Origin of the sequence: Ectopseudomonas toyotomiensis (assembly GCF_900115695.1) — a bacterium.
GTDB lineage: Bacteria > Pseudomonadota > Gammaproteobacteria > Pseudomonadales > Pseudomonadaceae > Aquipseudomonas > Aquipseudomonas toyotomiensis.
This window is the reverse complement of record NZ_FOXK01000001.1, coordinates 336,200-354,287: the sequence shown is the minus strand read 5'-3', so window position 1 is coordinate 354,287 and position 18,088 is coordinate 336,200. Positions and strand designations below refer to the sequence as shown.

Here is an 18,088-nt window from a genome sequence, read left to right as displayed (position 1 = left end):
TGACCTCGGATAACTCGTGAAACCTGTCCCTCGGGCCCTGTTGCTAGTGGCCCTGGTGCTGGCGGCGATCAACTTGCGCCCCGGTATCACTTCCCTTGCACCGCTGATCGAGCGCATCGCTGCGGAGCTCTCGCTGAGTCGCAGCTTCATCAGTTTGACCACCGCCTTGCCGGTGCTGTGCATGGGCCTGCTCGCGCCATTGGCGCCGCGCCTGGCGATGCGCTGGGGCCTCGAACGCACCATCGTGCTATGCCTTGGACTGATCGGCCTGGCGTTGCTGGCGCGTCTGGCCGCGCACCAGAGTGCGGTGCTGATCGGCAGCGCCATCGCTTTGGGCGCTGCCATCGCGGTTGCCGGGCCTTTGCTGTCCGGGTTCATCAAACGCCATTTCGCCAGCCAGATGGGCCGTGTGGTGGGCTGGTATTCGCTGGGTATGGCCATCGGTGGTGCTGGCGGTGCGGTGCTCACGGCTCCGGCTACGGCGCTGTTCGGCGATGCCTGGCATCTGGGGCTGGCGGTATGGGCGGCACCGGCGCTGTTCGGGGTGATGCTCTGGCTGTGGTTGCCCAATCAGGCCAGCGCCGCTGACGAGCACGAGGGCGGTGGTCTGCCCTGGCGCCAGCCGCGCGCCTGGTTGATCAGCTGCTTCTTCGCCATTCAGGCGGGCTTGTTCTATGCCATCGCGACCTGGGTGGTGGCGCGCTATCACGAAGCGGGGCTGAGCCTGCTGCGTAGCAACTCGCTGCTGAGCATTTCGATGCTGATGGGTTTGCCCAGTTCCTTCCTGCTGCCCTGGCTGGCGCAGCGCTACAACGCCCGTTATCCATTGCTGCTGGCCTGCGGGGCGATCACCTGTGGTTGCCTGGCGATGGTTACGTTCATGCCGCGCCTGGTGCCGGAATTGTGGGCTGTGATCATGGGCTTCTCGCTGGGCGGCTCTTTCGCCTTGTCGCTGGTGCTGCCGCTTTACGAAGCCGGCTCGCCACTGGCGGTCAGCCGCTGGACGGCGATGATGCTTTTCACCGGCTACAGCCTGGGTTGCCTGACACCCATTCTCACCGGGCTGGCACGTGATCTGTCTGGCAGCTACCGCCTGCCGTTCGCGGTGCTCACCGCGCTGGCACTGGTGATGACACTGGTGGCCTGGTTGTTGGGGCGTAGCCGACGCCAGTCTCGCTGAAGAATTCGCGCCAGTTCCTTTCTTGCCCAGGCATGCTGTGTTAGAAGGCGTTCTGCTTTTTCAGGAGTGCCGGTGTGGAGTCCGAATCCATCGTCTATGGCTGCATCCGCGACTGGCCCTCGGATGACCCCGAGTTACGTCGCCTGCGCCGTGAAACCAACCATGGTGTGCTCGCCGAGTTGCCGGCCGGCGAACTCTGGCCGTTTCTTGGTCGTGAGATGTTTTCCTTCTGCGACTTGCCCGGTGCCGGCCTGTACCAGACCCAGGTGATCCACTTCGGCGCCAGCTATGGCGCGGTCGAGTACGAGTGGAACCTTTGGATCGAAGCTTTCGAGGCGCTGCTCAAGCGCCTGTACTGGGCCAGCGCGGTGGTGCACCTGGAAACCGAACTCAATGGCATGCACACCTTTCGTTGGGAGTCCGATAGCGGCTTTCACAGCCCGCAGGAGGGTGGACTGCGCGTGCGCTGCGCCTGGGAGCGCGAAGGTGCCTTGCGCGGTTAAGGAGTGAGGATGATCAACTATCTATGGTTCCTGCTGGCTGCCCTGTTCGAGATCGCCGGTTGTTACGCCTTCTGGATGTGGCTGCGGCTCGATCGCAGCGCCTGGTGGATTGCTCCGGGGCTGCTCAGCCTGGCGGTTTTCGCCCTGATTCTGACCCGCGTCGAAGCCTCGTTCGCCGGTCGCGCCTATGCCGCCTAAGGCGGTGTATATATCGTCGCATCGCTGCTGTGGCTGGCGCTGATCGAAAAGACCCGACCGATGCTCAGCGACTGGTTGGGCGCTGCGCTGTGCCTGGCAGGCGCCACCATCATCCTGCTGGGACCGCGCTTTCATCCCTCTTGAATTGCTTATAAGCAGTAGAAGTAAAAAGTTCCGCTGTCATCAAATCTTTATATATCGGCAACTGAGCTGAAATAACCCCTCGCCAAGATTCCCCCAGCACGAACGAGCCAGTGGCTCGGGTGTTTTCAACACTAAAAGTCCAACAGGGGAATTTCTCGATGATCCGTAAGCACTTCGCCGGTTTCGTAGCCAGCGCCCTGGCCCTGGCCGTTTCCGCCCAGGCTTTCGCCGGTACCGTCACCACTGACGGCGCCGATATCGTGATCAAGACCAAAGGCGGTCTGGAAGTCGGTACCACCGACAAGCAGTTCGGTTTCAAGATTGGCGGCCGTCTGCAAGCTGACTACAGCACCTTCGACGGCATCTATACCGTGAACGGTGACAATGCCGATGCTGCCTACTTCCGCCGCGCCTTCCTCGAGCTGTCGGGCTATGTCTACAAGGACTGGGCTTACACCTTCAGCTACGATTTCTCTCACAATGCCGGCAGCTCTGAAGATGGCTACTTCGATGAAGCTTCCATCGCCTACAACGGTTTCGCTCCGGTCTCCATCAAGGTAGGTCGTTTCGACCCTGAATTCGGTCTTGAAAAAGCCACGAGTTCCAAGTGGGTTACCGCTCAGGAACGTACCGCTGCTTACGATCTGGTTGACTGGGCCAACGCCCATCAGAACGGTCTCGGTATCCAGGTTTCTGGCAGCGCAGGTGATTCGCTGTACGGTTCCTTCGGTCTGAGTGCCAAAGACCAGAACGATGTCGATGGTGAAAGCACCAAGCAATTCAACGTACGCGGTGTTTTCGCTCCGATGCACGAAGCCGGCAACGTTCTGCACTTCGGTGTCAACTACGCCCAGCGTGACCTTTCCGACACCGCGTTCGACGCTCGTATTCGCAGCCGTATGGGCATGCGTGGTGTGAGCACCAGCGGTGGTAACGATGCTGGTACCAACGGCAACCGTCTGGTTCTGGGTGGTACCAACGTTTCGCCGGCAGGCTCCTACGACAACGACAGCGCCCTCGGTCTTGAAGCAGCATTCGCCATGGGCCCGTTCTCGATTCAAGGCGAATACATCAAGCGTGAAATGGAAGCTGACAGCGCTGCCTTCGACGATATCGAAGGTGATGGCTACTACGCTCAGGTTGCATACACCCTGACCGGTGAAGCCCGTGGCTACAAGCTCGGCAAGTTCGACAGCATCAAGCCCAGCAACAAGCAGATTGGCGCCTGGGAGCTTTTCTATCGTTATGACCACCTGTCGGTAGATGACGATAACGGTGCTCGTGCGGCTATCAGTGACATCGAAGCCAAGGTCCACAACCTGGGTGTCAACTGGTACGTCAACGACTCCGTCAAGATCAGCGGTGTCTACGTCAAGGCCAAGGTCGACAACTCCACCAACGCAAATGGCGACGACGACGGTGACGGCATGGTCTTCCGTGCTCAGTATGCGTTCTAAGTAATACCTGATTGCTCCTTTGAACCCCGCCATGTGCGGGGTTTTTTATTGTTTCCAGCTTGGCGCCATGTAACCGAAAACATCGCCAGTTCATTCGCCATACATTTCAACTGAACAAAAAAGCCCCAGACTTGCTGGGGCTCTCTGCTCGCTACGATCAGTTTTGCTTCTGGAAACGCTCCAGTGCTTCTTCGATAAGCTGTCGCGCCTCGGCTGCATTGCCGTAGCCATTGAGTTCGACTTTCTTGCGACCTTCCGGCAACTTCTTGTAGACGCTAAAGAAAGCTTCGATGCGCTGACGTTCGATCAGTGGCAGGTCATCGACATTGAGGATCTTGTCGTAAGTAGGATCGACATCACTGCTAGGGACACCGATGATCTTCTCGTCCGCCTCCCCACCATCGATCATTCTCAGCACCGCGACCGGGCGGAACTTGATCAGCACGCCTGGATGCAGCGCTTCGCGGGTGAGTACCAGCGCATCGAGCGGATCACCGTCGCCACCCAGGGTGCGTGGCAGCGAGCCATAATTGGCCGGATAGGCAACTGGCATCGACTGGAAACGGTCGACGAAGACCAAGCCCTCCTCGTTGATCTCATATTTGGTGATGCTGCCGGCGGGAATCTCGACAGCCATGTGCACTTCATTCGGCGCATCTTTTGCCTGCGCGGCATGGAAGGGATGAACGATACCAGGCGCTGCGAGGGTACTAGGAGCAGCGAAGCTGATGGCAACACCGAGGGCAAGCAATGATCTACGCATGATGACTCCCGATAAGCTTGAGGGTTAATAAGCCGGCAGTCATCTTGCTGGCGCCTTGTTAGAGATATATTGCAGTCTGGCTTCTGGGACTCAGGTCATGCCCCTCACCATCATCGACTCGCTTCATGCTGTGCCCGCGGACGTATGGGACGGACTGCTGGCGCAGCCACAACCCTTTCTTCGTCATGCCTTTCTCAGTGCGCTGGAGGACAGCGGCAGCGTTGGCGGCCGCAGCGGTTGGCAGCCCTCACACCGGCTTTGGTGCGATGAGCACGACAAGGTGCAGGCGGCGCTGCCGGCGTATCTGAAGCAGCATTCCTACGGCGAATACGTGTTCGATCACGGCTGGGCCGATGCCTGTCGCCGTGCCGGAATCGGTTATTACCCCAAGCTGTTGGGCGCCGTGCCGTTCTCGCCGGTGAGCGGGGCGCGCTTGCTGGGTGATGCCCATGCGGCCGGGGATTTGCTTGACGCGCTGACGGCTGGTTTGAGCCAGGAAGAGTTGTCGAGCCTGCATATCAATTTCACCAGTCCGGCCTGTGATGCCGTGATGGTGCGGCGACCGGGGTGGCTGGAGCGCTTGGGTTGCCAGTTCCATTGGCACAATCGGGGTTACCGGGATTTCCAGGACTTTCTCGATGCGCTCAGCTCGCGCAAACGCAAGCAGATGCGCAAGGAGCGTGAACAGGTGGCGGGGCAGAGCATCGAGTTCGACAGGCGTCTGGGCCACGAATTGAGTGAGGCGGACTGGGATTTCGTCTATCACTGCTACGCCAACACCTACCACGTACGTGGCCAGGCGCCCTATCTGACGCGGGATTTCTTCAGTCTGCTGGCTGAACGCATGCCCGAGATGATTCGGGTGGTGTTCGCGGCGCAGCGTGGCCGTGCGCTGGCCATGGCCTTCAGCCTGGTCGATGGTGATACCTTCTATGGCCGCTACTGGGGGTGTCTGGCTGAATTCGACCGGCTGCATTTCGAGACCTGCTTCTATCAGGGCATGGAGCTGGCCATCGCCGAAGGTTTGCAGCGCTTCGATGCAGGGGCGCAGGGCGAGCACAAACTGATCCGAGGCTTCGAGCCGGTTCTTACTCGCTCTTGGCACTATCTGCGTCACCCGGGACTGCATGCTGCCGTTGCCGACTTTCTCGAGCAGGAGCGCTCTGGCGTGCGGGTTTACGCGCAAGAGGCGCGAAGCTATCTGCCTTTTCGCCAGCCTGACAACGGCTGATCGAGCGATCAGGTTATCGGCGAAGGGTCGAAACAGCTGTTTGCCGGAAGTTCCCTGAGTCGGAGATTTCTGTAAAAACTCCAGAGCTTTCAGCAAGAAGCCCGTTCGCTTCTGCCACTAAATTCCGCCCTTCACTTTCGTTACGACCGTTTTTGTCTGCGTCTATTGGTCAGACCAGCATTGCTGGGCTAGACCGATAAGAGAAGTTCTTGCAGTCGAACTGCGGTGGTGACGCGATTCGGTGGCCGCAGGCGCAAGCCAGGGAGGTCAGGGAAAGTGCCCAGGCACTTGCCGATGCATTGACGAGATCGTGGAGATTTCACTGCACCGGTATATGCCTCGATCGTGCTCACTCGATATCGATGTGACGAGGAAGAGAGACCGGAGCCCCGCATCCGCAAAAGCGGGTGCACTTTGCCAATCAGGGCACGGTGCCCGAGAACAACAAACGAGAGGGGAGCCCCCCAAAATGACAGCTAGTACTCCAATGCTCGTCACCTTCGTGGTGTACATCGCAGCCATGGTGCTGATCGGCCTGATCGCCTATCTGCGCACCAAGAACCTTTCCGACTACATCCTCGGTGGCCGTAGCCTCGGTAGCTTCGTTACCGCGTTGTCCGCCGGTGCCTCCGACATGAGTGGCTGGCTGCTCATGGGCTTGCCGGGTGCGATCTTCATCGCCGGCATCTCGGAAAGCTGGATCGCCATCGGTCTGGTGATCGGTGCCTACCTCAACTGGTTGTTCGTCGCCGGCCGCCTGCGCGTGCAGACCGAGCACAACGGCAACGCCCTGACCCTGCCTGACTACTTCACCAATCGCTTCGAAGACAACAGCCGCATCCTGCGCATCTTCTCGGCACTGGTGATCCTGGTGTTCTTCACCATCTACTGCGCTTCCGGCGTGGTGGCCGGTGCTCGCCTGTTCGAAAGCACCTTTGGCATGTCCTACGAGACCGCGCTGTGGGCCGGCGCCGCGGCGACCATCGCCTACACCTTCATCGGTGGCTTCCTGGCAGTGAGCTGGACCGACACGGTGCAGGCCACGCTGATGATCTTCGCGCTGATCCTGACCCCGGTCGTGGTGATGATCGCCACTGGCGGCTTCGATCCGGCCATGGTCGCCATCGAGGCGGTCGATGCCACCAACTTCGATATGCTCAAGGGCGCTACCTTCGTTGGTGTGATCTCGCTGATGGCCTGGGGCCTGGGCTACTTCGGCCAGCCGCACATTCTGGCGCGCTTCATGGCCGCCGATTCGGTCAAGTCGATCCCGGCTGCCCGCCGTATCTCCATGACCTGGATGATCTTGACCCTGGCGGGTGCCGTTGCCGTAGGTTTCTTCGGTATCGCCTATTTCGCGGCACACCCTGAGGTGGCGGGCCCGGTCGGCGAGAACCCGGAGCGCGTGTTCATCGAGCTGGCCAAGCTGCTGTTCAACCCCTGGATCGCCGGTATCCTGCTGTCCGCCATCCTGGCTGCGGTGATGAGCACCCTGAGCTGCCAACTGCTGGTGTGCTCCAGTGCGCTGACCGAAGACTTCTACAAGGCTTTCCTGCGTAAAGACGCCTCGCAGACCGAGCTGGTCTGGGTCGGCCGTGCCATGGTACTGCTGGTCGCCTTGATCGCCATCGCCCTGGCGGCCAACCCGGAGAACCGCGTACTGGGTCTGGTGTCCTACGCCTGGGCCGGCTTCGGCGCTGCGTTCGGTCCGGTGGTCATTCTGTCTCTGCTGTGGAAGGGCATGACCCGCAATGGCGCCCTGGCTGGCATGCTGGTTGGTGCTGCCACCGTGATCGTGTGGAAAAACTGGATTGGTCTGGGGCTGTACGAGATCATTCCGGGCTTCATCCTCGCTACCCTGGCCATCGTCATCTTCAGCCGTATCGGCAACGGCCCGAGCAAGACGATGCTGCAGCGCTTCGACGAAGCGGAGAAGGAATACCAGTCGGTCTGATCCCCAGGCAGTGACGACACAGGCGGTGGTTGCCTAGGCAACCACCGCCTTTTTCATGCCTGCGCTGCGGGTCGGTCAGCGCCACGGAGCCCGGCAGATGAGGTCCTGCCATTGTTCTGGCCTATGCTTAGGCCTGAGCTCCCTGTGACAGGGGCCGCTTTCCCTCAGTCGCGCGGAGGGCCCGGGCATGGCCAACAACTTACTCGGCGTCGGCGAGGCCGCGCCTTGGTTCGTCTGTTCCACGCAGAGCCGGCAGCGCTTCGTGTTCGACACGGTCGGCGGGCGCTACATCCTGCTGTGCTTCTTCGCCTCGGCCGCCGACCCCGTCAGTCAGGCGCTGCTCGCCGGGCTGAGCAAGCAGCGTCAGCGCTTCGACGACCTCAACCTGGCCTTCTTCGGCGTCTCCGTAGATGCCGACGATGCGCGCCTGCAGCGCGTCGTCGAGTCGCTGCCGGGGGTGCGCTACTTCTGGGACGTCGACCGCCAGGTCAGCCGCCTGTACGGCGCCTGCCGCGAGGACGGCCGCTACCAGCGCGTCAGCTACGTGCTCGACCCCATGCTGCGGGTGTTGGCGGTGCTGCCCTTCGTCGGCGACGCGGCGGCGCACCTGCAGGTGCTGACACAGGTGCTGGACAACCTGCCGCAGATCGGCGCGCCCTGCCGCGCGGCGTTCCAGGCGCCGGTGCTGGTGCTGCCGCGGATCTTCGAGCCGAGCCTGTGCCGCGAACTCATGGACTACTACCGGGCGCACGGCGGCGAGCGCTCCGGCTATATGCAGGACATCGACGGCAAGACCGTGCAAGTGATCGGCCAGACGCACAAGAGCCGGCGCGACTGTCTGGTGGAGGACGAAACCCTACGCGAAGCCTGCGCCTTGCGTATCCACCAACGCCTGGTGCCGCAGATCGAGCGTGCCTTCCAGTTCAAGGTCTCGCGCATGGAGCGCTACCTGATCGGCTGCTACGACGCCGAGGAAGAGGGGCACTTCCGCCCGCACCGCGACAACACCACCAAGGGTACTGCGCATCGCCGCTTCGCCGTCTCGCTGTATCTCAACAGCGGCGAGTACGAGGGCGGCTGGTTGCGTTTTCCCGAGTTCGGCGCGGCGCTGTATAGCGCGCCACGGGGCGGCGCCGTGGTGTTCGCCTGTTCGCTGCTGCACGAGGCGCTGCCGGTGACTCGCGGGCGGCGCTTCATGTTCCTGCCGTTTCTCTACGACGAGGCGGCCAAGCAGATCCGCGAGGCCAACCTGGGTTATCTCGAGGAGGGCGTGCGCGGCGCTGCCGATGTCGCCGGCGACTCGCCGACGGCGAGCGGCTGATCGGGCTTTCGCCGATGGTCGCCTTTGGCTAAGGTGGCGGCCCCGATTTCCCGAACTCGCACAGGCTACCCCATGACCGCGAAAGACCCGCTCCACGGCCTCACCCTGCAGGCCATCCTCAGCGCCCTGGTGGAGCGCCTGGGCTGGGACGGCCTGGCCCGGCGCATCGATATCCGCTGCTTCAAGCACGAGCCGAGCCTCAAATCGAGCCTGGCCTTCCTGCGCAGGACGCCCTGGGCGCGGGCCAAGGTCGAGGAACTCTATCTGCAGCAGTTCAAGTCCTGAGGTCGTTCACCCCCATCAGTTGAGTTCGAGCCCCAGCGCCTGCAACGCCTGCCGATAGCTGTTGCCCGCCATGCGCAGGCCGTTGTTGTGGTTGGCGCCATCGATCAGCAGCAATTGCTTGGGTTCGTTGGCGGCGGCGAACAGCGCCTCGCTGAAGCGCGACGGCACGTAGCGGTCGTCGCGCCCGTGGGCGATCAATACCGGAATACCCACCTCGCCGATCTTGCCCAGCGAATCGAACTCCTGCGACAGCAGCCAGCGCACCGGTAACGAGGTATTGGTCACCGCGGCCGCCACATCACCCAGGTTGGTGAAGCTGGACTCGACGATCAGACCGGCGGCCTGCGCTGCTTCATCTTCGCCCGCCAGCTCGTGCGCCAGGTTGACCGCCACGGCGCCGCCCAGGGAATGACCGTAGATGAAGCGCTTGTCCGCCTCTGGCTGCAGGCGTACCAGATGCTGCCAGGCGATCAGGGCGTCCTGATAGACGCTGCGCTCGGAGGGCAGGGCGCCACGGCTTTCGCCGAAGCCGCGGTAGTCCACCGCCAGTACCGAGAAGCCCATGGCATGCAACTGTTCGATGCGAAACAGCTGACCGGTCAGGTTCCAGCGTGAGCCGTGCAGGTAGAGCAGTGCCGGGGCATCCTTGCGCGCGGCAGGCCACCACCAGGCATGCAGGCTTTCATCGGCCGTTAGGTTCGGTGACTGCAGTTGTACGTCCTCGATGCCTGCGGGCAGGCCGCTGAACCAGCGGGCAGTGCCGGGTTCGATGCGAAACACCAGCTCACGCTCGGTCTGCTCCAGTTTGGCGCAGCCAATCGGTAGCAGCACCAACAGGCAGGCCATCAGAATCAGGCTCAGGCGACGGCGGCGGAACAGGGTGAACCAGGAGGAGGGCATCGGCGATACTCATGAACGGCAGCGGATGATGCTGCCATGGACTGCATATCCGGTGCCGGGTTTCGCCAGTCACTGGTCGCCGTGGTTACCAGGTATTACCGCCGGCTGATCTGCGCTGCACTCAACGGAGTGTTGCAGAGCGTGGCGCTGCCTGGTTCGAGGTAAGGGGCGAGGATCGGCGCCATGCCCTTGAGCACCTGTACCGGCAGGGCCGAGGTGAAGGTGAAGCGTTCTGCCTCGCGTCCCGGTACGAATGCGGTCAGGGTGCCGTAGTGACGCGGGCCGAGGAAGAACACGAAGGTGGCCGTGCGGTTCATCGCCCGTGAACTGATCACTCGTCCGCCTGCACCGACGCTTTCGATGCGGTTATCGCCGGTACCGGTCTTGCCACCCAGTGTCAGGTCACGCCCGTCCTGCAGCTGGAAAGTGCCCTGCAGGCGCCTTGCGGTACCGCCTTCGACCACCTGGGAAAGTGCATTGCGCAGCGCGGCCGCAACTTCCGAGGGCATTACCCGCTTGGCGCCGTGGGTGTTGCGCTCGACCCGCGTCTCGTAGGGCGTGTCGGCGGCGAAGTGCAGCTCGTCGATGCGCAGTACCGGCTGGCGAATGCCGTCGTTCTGGATGATGCCCATCAGCTCGGCCAGCGCTGCCGGCCGGTCACCGGAACTGCCCAGGGCGGTGGCCAGGGAGGGCACCAGGTGCTGGAAGGGATAGCCGAGGTTCTTCCAGCGTCGGTGAATGTCGGAGAAGGCCTCCACCTCCAGCATGATGCGGATGCGGCTGTCGCGGGCACTCTTGTGCCTGGTTCGCAGCAGCCAGCCATAGACTTCCTGGCGCTCGTCGACGCTGGCTGCCACGGCGTCGCTGAAGGTGGCCTGCGGGTTGTCGATCAGATACTTCAGTAGCCATAACTCCAGCGGATGCACGCGAGCGATATAGCCCTGATCCGGCAGGCTGTAGGCGCCAGGGCCGTAGTCCTTGTATAGACGCGCGATGCGTTGATCGGTGAGTTTTTCCTGTGGCAGTTGCGCCCGCAGAAAAGCGGCGAAGGTTTCTTCATCGGCCTGTGGCAGCAGGTAACGGTGAACGGCGCCGAGGCGCACAGAGGTCTGGCGCAAGCCGCTGATGAAGGTCTCCAGACGCTGCTGCTGCGGCTGGCCCTGGTACTTGCGCCAGAAACGCAGCAGGAAGGTACGCCCCTCTTGATCAGCGAAGCGTTGCAGATATTCCTGGCGGCGTGGGTCCTTGTCGTCCTTGAGCAGCTCGGCACTGTTCTGATAGGTGCTGTAGCGCACCAGATCGCGCATCAAGCGGACGAACGGCAGGTTGATCGACTCGCGCAGGGATTCACGCAGGGTCGGGTTGCGGCCGTTGTCCTCGCGGCGGAAGTTACCGAAGGTGTGCAGGCCGCCGCCGGTGAAGAAGCGCTCGTGTGGGTTGGCCGAGTAGCGCCGCTCCAGCGCAGCTTCCAGCATGCTGGCCAGATCGGTGCCGGGGTTGGTCAGCAGATGGTTGATCGCCCAGCGGCTCAGGTAGTCCTGCTCGGCGATCTCGACGTTGCGCAGCGCGGCTGGGCTCTTGTCGGCGTGGCGCTGATGCAGCTCGGCGATGATCTCCAGATAAGTCGCCAGTACCCTTAGCTTGGCGGTGGAACCCAGCTCCAGCTTGCTGCCTTCATTGATGTCGAAGGGCTGATCGGTGCTGTCGGTCTGCACGCGCACCCGACTGCCGGTGGCCGTGCGTTCGAACAGGGTGAAGCTATAACGCACCTCGGCGGTCTTTTCCGGGGACAGCAGGCGCTCGCCGAACAGGCCGATCTTGCCGGCGAATTCGGGGTCGGCCAGGCGTTGCAGGTAGAGGCTGGTCTCCTGCTGCAGATTGCGTTGCAGGGTGCTGCGTGCGGCCAGATCGAGGCGGTCCAGATCATACAGGGGCATGCCCAGCAGGTTGGACAAGCGTGAACGGGCCACGCTGATGCCCTTGTCGCTTTCCACCGGTCGTAGATTGGGTTCCTGCTGCCAGTCGCGATACTGCAGTTTCTGCGCGAGAGCCGCGTCGCGCAGTTCGGCATCGATCAGCCCTCCTGCAGCCAGCAGGCGAATATGACTCTCCGTCAGTGCTTCCATCTCCTTGCGCCCTTGTGCCAGATAGTAGGAGGGACGGCGTTGGGCGATCATCAGTGACAGCATCTGGCGCAGAGCCAGGCCACGCTCAGCCATGCTGGCGTCGGGTGTACGGGCTGGGTCGAGCAGCGCATTGCTGCGCTCGAAATCCGCGCCGTACCAGATGCGCAGGCCGTCAGCCAGGCCATGGACCTCGCCATGCCCCGGGGCGGCTGACAGCGGTACGCTGTTGAGGTAGTCACGCACGATGGTCTGGCGTGCTTCAAGGGTCTGCGGTCCCTGCTGGTAGGCACGCACGCTGGCGGAGATCATCTGCCGCAGCTTTTCTTTCGCCGACAGCGTCAGGCCATCGGGAGAGTGCCGGTATTTCTCCAGTTGGGTGGCCAGGGTGCTGCCTCCGGCTGATTGATCCTGCACATCGAGCACCTTGCCGATCTGCGACAGTGCGGCCATGGCGAATCGTGGCCAGTCTACCGCTGGGTTGGCCAGTGGCTGATCGCGATCCAGCAGATGACGGTTCTCGATGAACAGCAGGCTGCTGACTACCAACGGCGGAATGCTGGCGAAATCGGCATAACCCTGTTGTGGATAGCGGAACTCATAGAAGGGCGTGCCGCGGCAATCGCTGATGCTGAGGCCGATTTGGCTTTTCTCGATGAAGGGTGGGAACAGGCCGCGACGGCTGTAGGCCATCAGTGCCGGAGAGAAGCGGGCCTGCTCGCTGATCAGGAAGTCGCGTTGCTGCAGGCGCTCCAGCATCAGTGGCAGGTAGGCGTAACCCTGACGTTTGTCGAAGGGGCCGTCAGCAGGGTAGAGAATATCCGGGCTGGGCCCCGGCTCGACGCGGTAAGTGAGGGTAGCGGCATAGCGGCTCAATTCGCGGGCCTGGAAGTGCGCGCTGTGCAGTTCGAAAAACAGCAGCGCGGCTGCAGCTGCCACCGCTGATGCCAGTAGCAGGTAAAGCACCAGGCGCCAGCGGCGTGGCCGCGGGGCTGGCTTGTCGCCGACCGCCGGCAAGACGTTCGACGCAAGTTCGCGGTGCTGAGGATCCGATTGCCATAACGCGCCCATAGTCCACCGGCTTGGCCTATCTGCTCCACGGAAAACACGAGACGGCCGCTGGCGCCTCGTCTGCTTATTATCAGCTTAGCTGCTGTGAACGGGGCTGGCTGGCGGTTTTGACGCAAAGCGTGTCGGGCTGGCTCATTGGCGCTAGACTCGCTGCAATGCACAAATGCAGGGAATCAGCATGCAGCGCGACCACCGAGAACAGCTTCAGCAAAGCTGGCAGGCCAATGCCGACGCCTGGGCTGCTGCGGTGCGTGAGCAGCGCATCGAAAGCCGGCGCCTGGTCACCGATGCTGCGATCATCCAGGCTGTCTTGGCGCTGCAACCCAAGCGGGTCCTGGACATCGGCTGCGGCGAGGGCTGGCTGTGTCGGGGCCTGGCCGAGCACGGTATCGAACCGGTCGGGGTGGATGCCTCCGCGCCGCTGATCGAGGCGGCTCGCGCCGCGTGCGACGGGCGCAGTCAGTATCGGGTCTGTGGCTATGCCGAGCTGGAGGAGCATGCCGAGCAACTCGGGCGTTTCGAGGTGCTGGTCTGCAACTTCGCCCTGCTCGAAGAGCCGCTGCAGCCTATCCTGCGCAGCTTGCACGGCTTGCTGGCACCGGGGGGCAGTCTGCTGATTCAGACCCTGCACCCGTGGCGGGCCAGCCATGGCGAGCCTTATCAGGACGGTTGGCGGGTCGAGGATTTCGTCGGTTTCGGCGAGGGTTTCCAGGCGCCGATGCCTTGGTTCTTCCGCACGCTGCAATCCTGGCTGACGCTCATCGGTGAAACCGGCTGGCGCCTGGAGTGGCTGCAGGAGCCGCTGCATCCCGAGAGTGTGCAGCCGGTGTCCCTGCTGCTGTTGCTCAAGCCGCTCTGATCATGCGGCTGCTGCTCAACCTCGATGTTCCCGATCTGTCGGCGGCGGTTGCGTTCTACCAGCAAGCGCTCGGCTTCAGTGTCGGGCGTGTGCTGTTCGACGGTACGGTCGTCGAGATGCTCGGCGCGGCTGTACCGTTCTATCTGCTGCACAAGGCCGCGGCCACTCGACCCTGCCCCGAGGCTGGCGTACAGCGTGATTACCGCCGCCACTGGATGCCACTGCATCTGGATATGGTCGTCGATGATCTGGATGCTGCACTGGCACGGGCGGTCGCTGCCGGCGCTCGGCAGGAGGGCAACATCCACGAATATGACTGGGGACGCCTGGTAACGCTGAGTGATCCCTTTGGCCATGGGCTGTGCCTCGTGCAGTGGCTCGAAGAGGGGTACGACCTGGTCACCACCCACATGGGAGAAATCGATGCGCAGAATTGAGTTGGCCGGTGTGCAGGTACCGGTGATAGGCCAGGGAACCTGGCGCATGGGGGAAGATGATCGCCAAAGCTCGCGTGAGGTTGCGGGGCTGCGTGAGGGGCTGGATCTGGGCCTGAGTCTGATCGATACCGCCGAGATGTACAGCGAGGGTGGTGCGGAGCTGGTGGTGGGCAAGGCTATCGCCGGGCGCCGGGACGAGGTGTTTCTGGTCAGCAAGGTGTATCCGCACAACGCCAGTCGGGATGGCGTTCAGGCGGCCTGTGAGCGCAGTCTGAAAAGACTGGGCTGCGAACGTATCGACCTCTACTTGCTGCATTGGCGCGGGCGCTACCCGCTGGAGGAGACCGTCGAGGGTTTCGAGCGGCTGCGCGAGCAGGGCAAGATTGGCGCCTGGGGCGTCTCCAACTTCGATCTGGACGATCTGCTGGAGTTGGATCAGCCTGCGTGCCGGACCAATCAGGTGTTGTACAACCTGGAGGCGCGCGGTATCGAGTATGACCTGCTGCCCTGGCAGCAGCGCACCGCTATGCCGCTGATGGCTTACTGTCCGCTAGGCCAGGCCGGTACGCTTCTGCACGAGCCGGCATTGCTCGAGGTGGCCCAACGGCATGGGATGACGCCGGCTCAGGTCGCACTTGCTTGGGTGCTCAGGCAGGAGGGTGTGATCGCCATTCCCAAGGCCGTGGGCAGCGCACATCTACGCGATAATGCGGCGGCGGCTTCGATTAACCTGAGTGCGGATGACCTGGCCTTGCTCGACGCCGCTTTCCCGCCGCCGCGGCGCAAGCAAGGATTGCAGATGGTATAGCGAGCAACGCCACTCGGTAGGTGCGCCGCGCGCCACGACAGGCGATGGAATCCGTGCATCGCCTGGACTGCTCCACGACACCCTAAGGACCTGGGGTGGGGCTCAGTTGGCCGGATCGGCAGCCAGGCGTCCGGCATCCTTGAGCAGTGCCTTGAGAAAGGCATCCTGCAGTTCGGGATCGTTGCGGGTCAGCTCGATCAGGCTCTGCTCCAGCTCGCTGGCCTCTTCTTCCAGACCAAGATCGGAAAGGCGTTTGACCCGGTGTACCCACTGGTCAACATCGCCGCCTTCGAGGTCGTCGAAGATCAAGTCATGCGCTTCACGCAGCTTGCCGCGCAGGGTATGGCTGACCATAAGGGTCGTTTCCGCACGCGCGACATCGTCGCCCAGGCGATCTTCGACGCTCAGTTGCAGCATGTTCAGGCGCGCGATGTCCTGTTCGCTGAACGGGCTGTCGAGCAGGTTGAGGCGCAGCACACCGCTGCTGTCGGTGAGTAGTTCGAATTGCTGGTCGCCAGCCTTGACCTGCACCGGGCGTTCGGACCAGGGCAGGTTGGTGTACTCCATGCGCCGGTCGCGCTGCAGCTCATCGATACTGGCCAGGTTCTGCTCGGCGCGGCCGTTCGACTCGACGTTCATGAAGGGGTTCAGACCGGCCATACCGTAACTGATCCAGCCACGGGTAGCGGTTTCCGGCAGGCTGCCGAGCAGCACGACGTTGAGTACGTTGGCGCCCACGCCGGCTACCACCGCGACCGCGCCCATCGGTACTTCATAGATCTCGCGCCAGGGCTGGTAGGGTGTGTAGCGGTCGTAGCGGCGGGTCACCTCGAACGCGGTAACCTCGTAGCTCTTCTGGTCATGCACGCGCACGCGGCGTTGCGGTAGCTCCAGCACCTTGGGTTCGCCAGCATCGATCTGCAGCTGGTGATCCAGCAGTTTGCGTTCGATGCGTTCCTCATGCTCGCTGCGTTGCGGCAGCTGATTGGCGCAGCCGCTGATCAAGAGGGCGCCGCACAGGGCGGCGCCGGCCAGGCGAAGGTTGTTGCTCGTGTGCATGATGTCTCGGTAGGGCGCGATCAGCGGCTGATACGGGCTTGCAGGAAGGACAGGATATCGGCCAGCGGCACGGCTTGCGCATCGGTTTCGGCGCGGCTCTTGTACTCGAGGTTACCTTCGGCCAGGCCACGGTCGCTGACGACGAGGCGATGCGGAATGCCGATCAGCTCCATGTCGGCGAACTTGATGCCGGGGCTGGTTTTCTTGTCACGGTCATCCAGCAGTACTTCGTAACCAGCGGCGGTCAGCTCGGCATACAGCTTGTCGGTGGCCTCGCGCACCTGTTCGGTTTCGTAGCGCAGCGGTACCAGGGCGATCTGGAACGGTGCCAGGGCGTCATTCCAGCGGATGCCGCGCTCGTCGAAGTTCTGCTCGATGGCAGCAGCCACGACGCGCGATACACCGATGCCGTAGCAGCCCATGGTCAGGGTGACCGGCTTGCCGTTCTCACCGAGCACCTGGCAGTTCATCGCCTCGCTGTACTTGGTGCCGAGCTGGAAGATGTGACCCACTTCGATGCCGCGTTTGATTTCCAGGGTGCCCTGGCCATCCGGGCTGGGGTCGCCGGCGACGACATTGCGCAGGTCGGCAACCTCTGGCAGCGGCAGGTCGCGTTCCCAGTTGACGCCGAAGTAGTGCTTGTCTTCGATGTTGGCTCCGGCCGCGAAATCGCTCATCAGCGCCACGCTGCGGTCGATGATGCAGGGGATCGGCAGGTTGACCGGGCCCAGTGAGCCGGGGCCGGCGCCGATGGCAGCGCGAATCTCGGCTTCATTGGCCATCTGCAGCGGGCTGGCAACCCGCTCCAGGTTGGCCGCCTTGATCTCGTTCAGCTCGTGGTCGCCGCGGACGATCAGGGCGATCAGCTTGCCTTCCTCGGCAGCGTGCACCACCAGGGTCTTGATGGTCTTCTCGATGGCCAGGCCAAAACCCTGCACCAGCGCGTCGATGGTCTTGGTATCAGGGGTATCGACCAGACGCATTGCTTCGGTCGCAGCGCCGCGCTCTTTCTCGCGCGGGATGGCTTCTGCTTTCTCGATATTGGCGGCGTAGTCGGAGACATTGCTGAAGGCGATATCGTCTTCGCCGGAGTCGGCCAGCACGTGGAATTCGTGCGAGCCGGTGCCGCCGATGGAGCCGGTGTCGGCCTGTACCGGGCGGAAGTTGAGGCCCAGGCGGCTGAACACGTTGCAGTAGGCCTGATGCATGCGGTCATAGGTTTCCTGCAGGGAAGCCTGGTCGGCATGGAAGGAATAGGCGTCCTTCATGATGAACTCGCGGCCACGCATCAGACCGAAGCGCGGACGGATCTCGTCACGGAACTTGGTCTGGATCTGATACATGTTGATCGGCAGCTGCTTGTAGCTGTTCAGCTCGTTGCGGGCCAGGTCGGTGATCACTTCTTCATGAGTCGGGCCGACGCAGAATTCGCGATCATGACGGTCCTTGACGCGCAGCAGCTCGGGGCCGTATTGCACCCAGCGACCGGACTCCTGCCACAGCTCGGCCGGCTGAATGGCTGGCATAAGGACTTCAAGTGCACCAGCGGCGTTCATCTCCTCGCGCACCACGGTCTCGACCTTGCGCAGCACGCGCAGGCCCATCGGCAGCCAGGTGTACAGGCCGGAGGCCAGCTTGCGGATCATGCCGGCACGCAGCATCAGCTGGTGGCTGATCACCACGGCATCGGAAGGGGTTTCTTTCAGGGTCGAGAGCAGGAACTGACTGGTACGCATGTTTGGCCGTTCTGTCGGTTGCTAGGGCTTGGAATAGGCCGGCATTGTACGGTGCCTAT

Annotated in this window: 15 protein-coding genes and 1 pseudogene; 11 read left to right on the top strand and 5 right to left on the bottom strand. The window is 62.6% G+C overall.

The genetic code is table 11. The annotated features are described in order from the left end of the window. Nucleotides 1-16: 16 nt before the first annotated feature. From BM186_RS01800 to BM186_RS01785, 4 genes and pseudogenes are all read left to right on the top strand, one after another. Nucleotides 17-1,180 (top strand): MFS transporter, encoded by a 1,164-nt coding sequence (locus tag BM186_RS01800; RefSeq protein ID WP_074913256.1) that lies wholly within the window; start codon nt 17-19, stop codon nt 1,178-1,180. Between the two features lie 74 nt (nt 1,181-1,254). Then, nucleotides 1,255-1,683, top strand: coding sequence for a hypothetical protein (locus tag BM186_RS01795; protein ID WP_072422801.1), 429 nt, complete (start codon nt 1,255-1,257; stop codon nt 1,681-1,683). A gap of 9 nt (nt 1,684-1,692) precedes the next feature. Then, nucleotides 1,693-2,025 (top strand): annotated as a pseudogene (locus BM186_RS01790) (YnfA family protein). 158 nt (nt 2,026-2,183) lie between these two features. Beyond that, on the top strand, nt 2,184-3,482 hold the full coding sequence (locus BM186_RS01785) for an OprO/OprP family phosphate-selective porin (protein ID WP_072422796.1): 1,299 nt from the start codon (nt 2,184-2,186) through the stop codon (nt 3,480-3,482). A gap of 157 nt (nt 3,483-3,639) precedes the next feature. Here BM186_RS01785 and BM186_RS01780 read toward each other — a convergent pair whose 3' ends face one another. Further along, complete coding sequence (locus BM186_RS01780; protein WP_074913253.1) at nt 3,640-4,245, bottom strand: inorganic diphosphatase; 606 nt, start codon at nt 4,243-4,245, stop codon at nt 3,640-3,642. 97 nt (nt 4,246-4,342) lie between these two features. Here BM186_RS01780 and BM186_RS01775 point away from each other — a divergent pair, with 97 nt between their 5' ends. The 4 genes from BM186_RS01775 (at nt 4,343) to BM186_RS01760 (ending at nt 9,036) form a co-directional block, all read left to right on the top strand. Next, nucleotides 4,343-5,476, top strand: a complete 1,134-nt coding sequence (locus BM186_RS01775; protein ID WP_074913251.1) for a GNAT family N-acetyltransferase — start codon at nt 4,343-4,345, stop codon at nt 5,474-5,476. A 469-nt stretch (nt 5,477-5,945) separates the two neighbouring features. Next, nucleotides 5,946-7,430 (top strand): sodium/proline symporter PutP, encoded by a 1,485-nt coding sequence (gene putP, locus BM186_RS01770; protein ID WP_072422793.1) that lies wholly within the window; start codon nt 5,946-5,948, stop codon nt 7,428-7,430. Between the two features lie 187 nt (nt 7,431-7,617). Continuing rightward, a complete protein-coding gene (locus BM186_RS01765; protein WP_072422792.1) occupies nt 7,618-8,751 on the top strand; it encodes a redoxin domain-containing protein in 1,134 nt (377 codons plus the stop codon). 72 nt (nt 8,752-8,823) lie between these two features. Then, nucleotides 8,824-9,036, top strand: a complete 213-nt coding sequence (locus tag BM186_RS01760) for a VF530 family protein (protein ID WP_072422791.1) — start codon at nt 8,824-8,826, stop codon at nt 9,034-9,036. A 15-nt stretch (nt 9,037-9,051) separates the two neighbouring features. Here BM186_RS01760 and BM186_RS01755 read toward each other — a convergent pair whose 3' ends face one another. Continuing rightward, a complete protein-coding gene (locus BM186_RS01755) occupies nt 9,052-9,936 on the bottom strand; it encodes an alpha/beta hydrolase (protein ID WP_074913249.1) in 885 nt (294 codons plus the stop codon). Between the two features lie 95 nt (nt 9,937-10,031). Further along, a complete protein-coding gene (locus BM186_RS01750; RefSeq protein WP_074913247.1) occupies nt 10,032-13,130 on the bottom strand; it encodes a transglycosylase domain-containing protein in 3,099 nt (1,032 codons plus the stop codon). A 178-nt stretch (nt 13,131-13,308) separates the two neighbouring features. Here BM186_RS01750 and BM186_RS01745 point away from each other — a divergent pair, with 178 nt between their 5' ends. Genes BM186_RS01745 through BM186_RS01735 form a run of 3 tightly spaced genes read left to right on the top strand, consistent with a single transcriptional unit; the run spans nt 13,309 to nt 15,234 of the window. Next, the gene (locus BM186_RS01745; RefSeq protein ID WP_004423451.1) at nt 13,309-13,989 is read left to right on the top strand and encodes a class I SAM-dependent methyltransferase; all 681 of its coding nucleotides are present in this window, start codon (nt 13,309-13,311) and stop codon (nt 13,987-13,989) included. A gap of 2 nt (nt 13,990-13,991) precedes the next feature. Then, nucleotides 13,992-14,426, top strand: coding sequence for a VOC family protein (locus BM186_RS01740; protein WP_074913245.1), 435 nt, complete (start codon nt 13,992-13,994; stop codon nt 14,424-14,426). Then, entirely contained in the window at nt 14,413-15,234 is an 822-nt protein-coding gene (locus BM186_RS01735; RefSeq protein ID WP_074913244.1) for an aldo/keto reductase, read from the top strand. Before BM186_RS01740 ends, BM186_RS01735 begins: the two co-directional genes overlap by 14 nt. Before the next feature lie 102 nt (nt 15,235-15,336). Here BM186_RS01735 and BM186_RS01730 read toward each other — a convergent pair whose 3' ends face one another. Both BM186_RS01730 and BM186_RS01725 read right to left on the bottom strand, forming a co-directional pair. After that, entirely contained in the window at nt 15,337-16,293 is a 957-nt protein-coding gene (locus tag BM186_RS01730) for a hypothetical protein (RefSeq protein WP_074913243.1), read from the bottom strand. Nucleotides 16,294-16,313: 20 nt separating this feature from the next. Continuing rightward, nucleotides 16,314-18,029 carry a proline--tRNA ligase gene (locus BM186_RS01725; RefSeq protein WP_074913241.1) on the bottom strand — a complete coding sequence of 572 codons (1,716 nt, stop codon included), beginning with the start codon at nt 18,027-18,029 and terminating at the stop codon, nt 16,314-16,316. Between the last annotated feature and the right edge of the window lie 59 nt (nt 18,030-18,088).

Excerpts from the sequence above, each read along its gene's own strand:
- BM186_RS01785 (WP_072422796.1), top strand. The coding sequence starts at position 2,184 with ATGATCCGTAAGCACTTCGCCGGTTTCGTAGCCAGCGCCCTGGCCCTG.
- BM186_RS01780 (WP_074913253.1), bottom strand. The coding sequence starts at position 4,245 with ATGCGTAGATCATTGCTTGCCCTCGGTGTTGCCATCAGCTTCGCTGCT.
- BM186_RS01775 (WP_074913251.1), top strand. The coding sequence starts at position 4,343 with ATGCCCCTCACCATCATCGACTCGCTTCATGCTGTGCCCGCGGACGTA.
- putP (WP_072422793.1), top strand. The coding sequence starts at position 5,946 with ATGACAGCTAGTACTCCAATGCTCGTCACCTTCGTGGTGTACATCGCA.
- BM186_RS01765 (WP_072422792.1), top strand. The coding sequence starts at position 7,618 with ATGGCCAACAACTTACTCGGCGTCGGCGAGGCCGCGCCTTGGTTCGTC.
- BM186_RS01760 (WP_072422791.1), top strand. The coding sequence starts at position 8,824 with ATGACCGCGAAAGACCCGCTCCACGGCCTCACCCTGCAGGCCATCCTC.
- BM186_RS01755 (WP_074913249.1), bottom strand. The coding sequence starts at position 9,936 with ATGCCCTCCTCCTGGTTCACCCTGTTCCGCCGCCGTCGCCTGAGCCTG.
- BM186_RS01750 (WP_074913247.1), bottom strand. The coding sequence starts at position 13,130 with ATGGGCGCGTTATGGCAATCGGATCCTCAGCACCGCGAACTTGCGTCG.
- BM186_RS01745 (WP_004423451.1), top strand. The coding sequence starts at position 13,309 with ATGCAGCGCGACCACCGAGAACAGCTTCAGCAAAGCTGGCAGGCCAAT.
- BM186_RS01740 (WP_074913245.1), top strand. The coding sequence starts at position 13,992 with ATGCGGCTGCTGCTCAACCTCGATGTTCCCGATCTGTCGGCGGCGGTT.
- BM186_RS01735 (WP_074913244.1), top strand. The coding sequence starts at position 14,413 with ATGCGCAGAATTGAGTTGGCCGGTGTGCAGGTACCGGTGATAGGCCAG.
- BM186_RS01730 (WP_074913243.1), bottom strand. The coding sequence starts at position 16,293 with ATGCACACGAGCAACAACCTTCGCCTGGCCGGCGCCGCCCTGTGCGGC.
- BM186_RS01725 (WP_074913241.1), bottom strand. The coding sequence starts at position 18,029 with ATGCGTACCAGTCAGTTCCTGCTCTCGACCCTGAAAGAAACCCCTTCC.